The sequence below is a fragment of the Sphingorhabdus sp. genome (assembly GCF_040079335.1).
Classification (GTDB): Bacteria; Pseudomonadota; Alphaproteobacteria; order Sphingomonadales; family Sphingomonadaceae; genus Sphingorhabdus_B.
This window is the reverse complement of record NZ_JBEBKL010000009.1, coordinates 59,616-67,106: the sequence shown is the minus strand read 5'-3', so window position 1 is coordinate 67,106 and position 7,491 is coordinate 59,616. Positions and strand designations below refer to the sequence as shown.

The 7,491-nt window shown below is 59.7% G+C and carries 9 protein-coding genes and 1 pseudogene; 6 read left to right on the top strand and 4 right to left on the bottom strand.

What is annotated here, in order from left to right; translation table 11 throughout:
• The 4 genes and pseudogenes from ABL922_RS04690 to ABL922_RS04675 form a co-directional block, all read left to right on the top strand.
• Positions 1-1,547: pseudogene (locus ABL922_RS04690) on the top strand (class I tRNA ligase family protein); the annotation flags it as partial.
• Positions 1,548-1,686: 139 nt separating this feature from the next.
• Positions 1,687-2,211 (top strand): signal peptidase II, encoded by a 525-nt coding sequence (gene lspA / locus ABL922_RS04685; RefSeq protein ID WP_349023047.1) that lies wholly within the window; start codon positions 1,687-1,689, stop codon positions 2,209-2,211.
• Positions 2,212-2,213: 2 nt separating this feature from the next.
• A complete protein-coding gene (locus ABL922_RS04680; protein WP_349023046.1) occupies positions 2,214-2,459 on the top strand; it encodes a DUF3035 domain-containing protein in 246 nt (81 codons plus the stop codon).
• Positions 2,460-2,470: 11 nt separating this feature from the next.
• Positions 2,471-2,914: a DUF3035 domain-containing protein gene (locus ABL922_RS04675; RefSeq protein ID WP_349023045.1), complete on the top strand. Its 444-nt coding sequence runs from the start codon at positions 2,471-2,473 to the stop codon at positions 2,912-2,914.
• Here ABL922_RS04675 and ABL922_RS04670 read toward each other — a convergent pair whose 3' ends face one another.
• The 4 genes from ABL922_RS04670 to ABL922_RS04655 are packed head-to-tail and all read right to left on the bottom strand — an operon-like array spanning position 2,915 to position 6,101.
• Positions 2,915-3,199, bottom strand: a complete 285-nt coding sequence (locus ABL922_RS04670; RefSeq protein WP_349023044.1) for a hypothetical protein — start codon at positions 3,197-3,199, stop codon at positions 2,915-2,917.
• A gap of 26 nt (positions 3,200-3,225) precedes the next feature.
• Entirely contained in the window at positions 3,226-5,157 is a 1,932-nt protein-coding gene (gene dxs / locus ABL922_RS04665) for a 1-deoxy-D-xylulose-5-phosphate synthase (protein ID WP_349023043.1), read from the bottom strand.
• A 57-nt stretch (positions 5,158-5,214) separates the two neighbouring features.
• A complete protein-coding gene (locus ABL922_RS04660; protein ID WP_349023042.1) occupies positions 5,215-5,679 on the bottom strand; it encodes a transcriptional repressor in 465 nt (154 codons plus the stop codon).
• A 47-nt stretch (positions 5,680-5,726) separates the two neighbouring features.
• Positions 5,727-6,101, bottom strand: coding sequence for a MerC domain-containing protein (locus ABL922_RS04655; protein ID WP_349023041.1), 375 nt, complete (start codon positions 6,099-6,101; stop codon positions 5,727-5,729).
• 139 nt (positions 6,102-6,240) lie between these two features.
• Between ABL922_RS04655 and ABL922_RS04650 the strand changes: the two genes are divergently transcribed.
• Both ABL922_RS04650 and ABL922_RS04645 read left to right on the top strand, forming a co-directional pair.
• Positions 6,241-6,678 (top strand): hypothetical protein, encoded by a 438-nt coding sequence (locus tag ABL922_RS04650; RefSeq protein WP_349023040.1) that lies wholly within the window; start codon positions 6,241-6,243, stop codon positions 6,676-6,678.
• Between the two features lie 89 nt (positions 6,679-6,767).
• Positions 6,768-7,460, top strand: coding sequence for a CHAP domain-containing protein (locus ABL922_RS04645; protein WP_349023039.1), 693 nt, complete (start codon positions 6,768-6,770; stop codon positions 7,458-7,460).
• The last annotated feature ends 31 nt before the right edge of the window (positions 7,461-7,491 follow it).

Here is a 7,491-nt window from a genome sequence, read left to right as displayed (position 1 = left end):
GAAGGGGAGGGGGACTTTGCCGTCGGCCACGCAACCGGCATTGGCCCCACCTTGCGCGAACTCGCCACCGCCGCCATCGCCGACACCCGCTGGGTGCCTGAAAAGGGCCGCAACCGTATCGGCAGCATGGTTGAGGGTCGCCCCGACTGGGTGCTCAGCCGCCAGCGCGCATGGGGCGTGCCGATCACGCTGTTTGTTGATCGCAAGACCGGCCAATATCTGAACGACCCCGCCGTCAACGCGCGGATCGTCGAAGCGATCAAGGCCGAGGGCGTCGATGCCTGGGAAGCCGCACGTGCGCAGGAATATCTGGGCAGCGATTATAAGGCCGAGGATTATGAACAGGTGTTCGACATCCTCGACGTCTGGTTCGATTCGGGCTGCACCCATGTCTTCACGCTAGAATCGGGCAAATGGCCTGAACTCAGCTGGCCCGCCGATCTCTATCTCGAAGGCAGCGACCAGCATCGCGGCTGGTTCCAGTCGTCGCTGCTTCAAAGCTGCGGCACGCGCGGGCGCGCGCCTTATAACGCCGTCCTGACGCATGGCTTCACCATGGACCAAAAGGGCCTGAAAATGTCCAAGTCGGTCGGCAACACCGTCGACCCGCTGAAGGTGATGGAAACCAACGGCGCGGACATCATCCGGCTGTGGGCGCTGTCGGTCGATTTCACCGAGGATCACCGCATCGGTGATGAAATCCTGAAGGGCGTGGCCGACCAGTATCGCAAGCTGCGCAACACCTTCCGCTATCTGCTGGGGGCGCTGGACGGGTTTTCGGATGCGGAAAAAGTGTCTGTCGAGGATATGCCCGAACTGGAGCGTTATGTACTCCATTTGCTCGCGGACATGGACGCGAAACTGAAGCAAGCGGTCGAAGATTTCGACTTCAACACCTATGTCCGCCTGCTGTCCGATTTCGCCAATAACGACCTGTCGGCCTTCTTCTTCGATATCCGCAAGGACTGCCTCTATTGCGACGCGCCGGAGAGCCTGAAACGCCGCAGCTATCGCACAGTGCTCGACATATTGTTCCACGCAATGGTGCGCTATGCGGCGCCCGTGCTGGTGTTCACGGCGGAAGAGGTTTGGGCTTCGCGTTATCCCGATGCCGACAGCGTGCATTTGCTGGAATGGCCCGTGGTGCCGCAAATTGAGGGGATGGCATGATGGCCTCTAAAATCGAATACCAACGGCGTATGCTATCTTTTGTTCATCAGTCATTGGAGCAAGCTCGTCGCGAAAAGACGATAGGGTCAACATTAGAAGCTCATGTGAGCATTGAAGTAGACACGATTATTGAACTCGATGCTCTGCAAACTACTGAATTTGCTGAACTATTGGTTTTATCTTCAATAGCTAACTTGGAAGTTAGATTGGATCCCATTGCGACTTCGTCGGTCGAATTGGATCATGGGCATATAAATCCAAGAGTCACAGTTACCCGCACCGACCACCACAAATGCGGCCGTTGCTGGCGACACCTGCCCGAAGTGACCGAGGATGGCGCGCTGTGCGGGCGTTGCGAAGAGGTGCTGAATGGGTGAAGTGGTCTTTCAAACACCCCGTCATGCTGAACTTGTTTCAGCATCCATTTTTCAACCTCAACCGAAGGGTAGAGAGGCAGAATGGACCCTGAAACAAGTTCAGGGTGACGGCGTTGGTTTAGATGGCTAATTGGATCCTATGACCAACCCCAAATACCGTCTGCAGGGCCTGATGCTCGCATCCTTCCTGTTCATCGCCGATCAGGCGGTGAAGTTCATCATGATCGGCCCGTTGGCACTGCAGAGTCGCAGGCAGATCCATATTGTCTCCTTCTTCGACCTGACCTGGGCCGAAAATCGCGGCGTATCGATGGGCTTCCTGGAGGCGAACAGCGAGGCGCAACGCTGGCTGCTAGTCGCGCTCACCGCCCTGATCGCGGGCATTGTCGCCGTCTGGATGTGGCGCGAGAAATTGCGCGGTGATGTCCTTGCACTGGCGATGGTGCTGGGCGGGGCGCTGGGCAATATTGTTGACCGGGTGCGCTATGGCTATGTCGTCGATTATGCCGACCTGCATTTCGGCAATTTCCGCCCTTTCTGGATTTTCAACCTGGCCGATGCCTGCATCACCATCGGCGTGCTGATATTGCTTGCCCGCGCGTTCCTGATACGCGAAAGGGAAGACGTTCATCCCGCGTCAAGCGGGGACGGGATAGCGGAGTGACCATGACGCGGAAGTTTATCATCACCACAGCGGGCCTTTTGGCGCTTTCGGCGCTGTCGGCCTGCGGTTCGACCAGCGTGTTTGACCGCGAACGGCCCGACGAATTCGCCGTCGGTCGTGCCGCTCCTTTGGCGGTGCCCACTGATCTGTCGACACTGCCCACGCCGCAGCCGGGCGCTCCGCGTCCGCAGGAAGGCGAAACCAAGGCAGCGATGCTCGACGCCATGTTCGGCACCCCCAAGCAATAAGGCCGGATATTATGAAACAAAAACTCATCCTCGCCAGCGCCGCTTCGGCCACGCTTTTTGGCCTTTCCGGCTGCCAGTCGGTTGGCGGCGCTTATCAGGCGCTCTATGACTGGGACATTCGCGGTGACAGCGCGCCGCAAGCGGCCACCACCAGCCGCGTTGCGCCTTTGATTGTCCCGCCAGATTATCCGCTGCTCCCCGCACAGGCAGGTGTCCCCCGCCAAAGTGACGGCAGCTCGCCCGAACAGGTCCTCGAAGCGATGTTCGGCGGCGATGCCTCCCGCTCGGCTGGCGAACGCGCGGTTGTGGCCGCAGCGGGCACCAGCGAAATGGGCATCCGCTCAACCGTGGGCGATCCGGAAACGGCGACAGTGAACAAGGGTGCCGTCACCCGCGACATCATCGCCGCCCCTGAAGGCGACGGACAAAGCGCACAGGCTGCTGTTCCGGAGTAATCAGTCTTTAAAGACGCCCTTGGTCTTCTTCGCGCAGTCCATCAGCAGATCCATATCTGCCTTTATTTCGATAAGCAGATAGTCGAGTTCAAGCTGTTCTTTCGTGCGCCCGAGCTTCTTGCCAAGACGATCGCTTTCCTTGATCCAGTAAGCATATACCGCTTCGCCCGTTTGCCTTCCGCTCACATCCTTGGCTATGGCAGGCATCATTTGGGTGTGAACTCGGCATTTTGCAGCATAATCGAATTGAGCTTGCAACGCCGCAGATTGGTCGGTGCCCGCCAAGAGGGCGAGTAAAACCGCTAGCATGTTCAAGCTCGAACCCCCGCTTCCTCCACACCCGCGCTGTTGTGGCGCAGCGCCTTCAGCACGGTATCGACGATCTGCGGCGCGTTTAGCCCGGCGTCGTCATATTGCTTTTGCGGATTGTCATGTTCCTGAAAGGCATCGGGCAGGCGCATGGTGCGGATTTTCAGGCCGCCATCGGTGAGGCCCAGATCGCTCGCCAGCGTCAGCACATGCGCGCCTAACCCACCGATTGAGGCTTCCTCCACCGTCACAACCACCTCATGCGTCGCCATCAGGCGGCGAATCAGGTCTTCGTCGAGTGGCTTGACGAAGCGAAGGTCGGCAACCGTCGTCGATAGACCCTTGGCGTCGAGCGTGTCGGCAGCCTTGAGCGCTTCCGCGAGGCGGGTGCCGAGCGAGAGGATCGCGACGGTCTTGCCTTCGCGCACCACGCGGCCCTTGCCGATTTCGAGCCGCTGCGGCACTTCGGGCAGTGCCACACCGGTGCCATTGCCGCGCGGATAGCGGAAGGCGATCGGGCCGCTATCATGGCAGGCGGCGGTATAGGTCATATGCACCAGCTCCGCCTCATCGGCCGCGGCCATCACCACCATATTGGGCAGGGTCGCCAGATAGGTGACATCGAACGAACCGGCATGGGTGCTGCCATCGGCCCCCACCAGGCCGGCGCGGTCAATCGCGAAACGCACCGGCAGGTTCTGGATGCAGACATCGTGCACCACCTGATCATAGGCGCGCTGCAGAAAGGTCGAATAGATCGCGCAGAAGGGGCGCATGCCTTGCGCGGCAAGGCCTGCCGCAAAGGTCACCGCATGCTGTTCGGCAATGCCGACGTCGAAAGAGCGTGTCGGGTGTGCCTGCGCAAATTTGTCGACGCCAGTGCCGCTCGGCATCGCAGCGGTGATCGCGACTATCCTGTCATCCGTCTCAGCCAGCTTGGCGAGCGTTTCGCCAAAGACATTCTGGTAAGCGGGCGGGCCGCCACCAGGGCCCTTGTCCTGCTTGCCGGTGATGACATCGAATTTGACCACGCCATGATATTTGTCCGGCGCCGCCTCTGCGGGGGCATAGCCATGGCCTTTCTTGGTGACGACATGGATCAGGCACGGCCCTTCGGCTGCATCGCGAACATTTTCGAGGACGGGGATCAGATGGTCGAGATTATGCCCGTCAATCGGGCCGACATAGTAAAAGCCCAGTTCCTCGAACAATGTGCCGCCCATCGCCATGCCACGCGCAAATTCGTCGGTCTTGCGGGCGGCGATGTGCAACGGCTCGGGCAATTTGCGCGAGATGCGCTTGGCGACTTCGCGCAACGACAGGAAAGGCCGTGACGATACCAGCCGCGCCAGATAGGCCGATAGCCCGCCCACCGGCGGTGCAATCGACATGTCATTATCGTTCAGGATAACAACCAGCCGGTTGCCTGCGGCTTCCGCATTATTCATCGCCTCATAAGCCATGCCGGCGGACATTGAGCCATCGCCGATCACGGCAATCGCCTTGCCGGGCTTGTCATTCAGCTTGTTGGCAATGGCGAAACCGAGCGCGGCCGAAATCGAGGTCGAGCTGTGCGCCGCGCCGAAGGGATCATATTCGCTCTCGGTCCGCTTGGTAAAGCCGGACAGTCCGCCACCGGTGCGCAATGTGCGGATACGGTCACGACGTCCGGTGAGGATCTTGTGCGGATAGCATTGATGGCCAACATCCCAGACCAGCCGGTCTTCGGGGGTGTTGAACACATAATGAATTGCGGTGGTCAGCTCGACCACACCCAGCCCGGCACCCAGATGGCCGCCGGTTACCGAGACCGCGCTTATTGTTTCATTGCGCAATTCGTCTGCCAGCTGGCGGAGCTGGGAAGGTTCCAGCCTTCGGAGATCTGCGGGAATTTTGACCTTGTCGAGCAAGGGCGTGACGGGTGTGTCAGTCATGCAAGGCAGCTTTAGCGATGTTTCCGGGATGTGTCGAACGGGTTATTTGCCCGTAGCCTAATCGCAGTCGGCGCAGGTGCCGCGCACCTCGACCACGGGGCGGACGGCATGGAAGCCAGCCGCCTCGGCAGCCTTGCGGACATTGCCGGTCAGGCTGTCATCGTCGATATGCGTCGCCGACCCGCACGTGTCGCAGATCAGGAAGATGCAATCGTGCAAGCAGCCGGGATGCGCATTGGCGAGATAGGCGTTGGCGCTTTCCACCCGACTGGCAAGATTGTTCGACACGAACAGGTCGAGGATGCGATAGACACTGTTGGGCGCCACGCGTTTGCCGCGCTTTTGCGAGACCAGATCGGCAATGTCATAGGCAGAGGCCGGCTTGTCAAAGGTCGCCAGCACCGCAAAGATATCGGCGCGCATATCGGTCCACTGCTCGCCCGCAGCGGTCAGCGCAGACTTGGCGGCATCGGCCAGATCGTGCCCATGATGTTCGTGATGATGATGTGCGTGCGTCGCCATATTTGCAATTTAGGCCTTTTCGCCCCCGGGGGCAAGGCCGCGCTGGCTTAGCGCGAAGCGCGCAGATTGAGGTCGTGGCCGAGCGCGAGAATCGCGACCCCAACCATCGTATAAACAATCTCCGTCCCGCCATGCGGCAAGGTGAGCGCGCCAGACATCACGCCGATGCCGAGTGAGCCGATTGCAGCCGGCATCATAAAGCCATGTTCGAACAGGCCCTTGACCAGCGCGACGATCCCGAAAACGATCGCCAGCGCGAGGCCGACTTCATGGATCAGCGGTGAAAACAGGACGCCGCCAGCCGAAGCCAGCAAGGCGAAAACGATCGAAGTGGCGAGGCAGTGGACAAGGCACAGGCCAGCAAGGCTCAGACCGAGCCCGTCCCAGCGTTTTTCACGCCAATATGCCTGCAATGCGATCACTTTACTGCCTTCCTGAGTCGCTATATGACAAATCCCGCCCGACGTTACAACATATCATTTCATTCGACTTCTATATTAACGCGATTGCTGCCCGGGTGTTTTGCGATTATGTTAAATGCCTTCTCGGGGGAGGAATGCCATGAATAGCGAAACAAAAACACCGATCGGCTTCTGGATCATCAGCGGGCTGTCACTGCTGTGGAATGCCTATGGCGCATTCGATTATACGATGACGCAAACCAAGAATGCCCAATATCTCGCAGCGTTCACGCCCGAGCAGCTGGCCTATTTCGACAGCTTTCCGGCCTGGATGGATGCGACATGGGCGTTGGGGGTCTGGGGCGCTCTGGCGGGATCGGTGCTGCTTCTGATGCGCAATCGCCACGCGGTAACCGCATTCGGGCTGTCGCTGCTGGGCTTGCTGGTCAGCTCGATCTGGCAGTTCGGGCTTTCCGAAGTGAAGGCGAGCGAAATCATGCCACCTGCGGCTATGTACATCACCATCTTCATATGGGTCGTGGCGATTGCGCTGTTTTTCTACGCTCGCAGCAAGCGGGCATCGGGTCTGCTGCGCTGATATTCGGCGGCGAAGTAACAGGATGTTACACCGCCGTTAACCATAGGGCTTAGTCACAATTTGAGCATGACGCGGTTAACAGCCCTGCCATGCGCAAAACCCTGCTCGCCCCTGCCCTGATCGCCCTGGCCCTTGCAGCCAGCCCGGCCAACGCGCTGTATGAAGGGCTGCAATGCGTGCCCTTTGCCCGCGCACTGACGGGCGTGACGATTTTCGGCGATGCCCACACCTGGTGGAATCAGGCAGAGGGAAAATATCAGCGGGGCAATACGCCCAAGGTCGGCGCGGTGATGGCGTTCGTGCCCCACGGCAATATGCGGCTCGGCCATGTTGCCGCTGTCCGCAAGATCGTCGACCGGCGCACGCTGCTCATCAGCCACGCCAATTGGTCGACCATCGATGGGATCCGCGGACATATCGAGGAAGATGTGCGCGTGATTGACGTGTCCGAAGGCAATGACTGGAGCCGGGTGCGCGTCTGGTACACCCCGAACAGCGTGCTCGGCGGCAATGAATGGCCGCTGCACGGTTTCATCTATCCGGAAAAGTCCCGCAAGGAAAAGGAAGCCCGCGCGGCTCTCGCCAGCGTGTTGGCAAAGACACCGCCTTCGCGGCCTTCGGCCACGCCAGCGGTTATTGAAGCAACCAAGCCCAAGCCTGCACCGGTGCGCATCGCAGCCGCCGCGCCGCCCAAATCCGCAGGGTTCACCCTGTCGAACGGCCTGCTGGCAGAGCTCGACAAGGCCGCCAAAAAGGAAGCAAAGCGCGCGCGCAAAAGCTGACTATAGTTTGACGGTGGTCAATGACATCAGG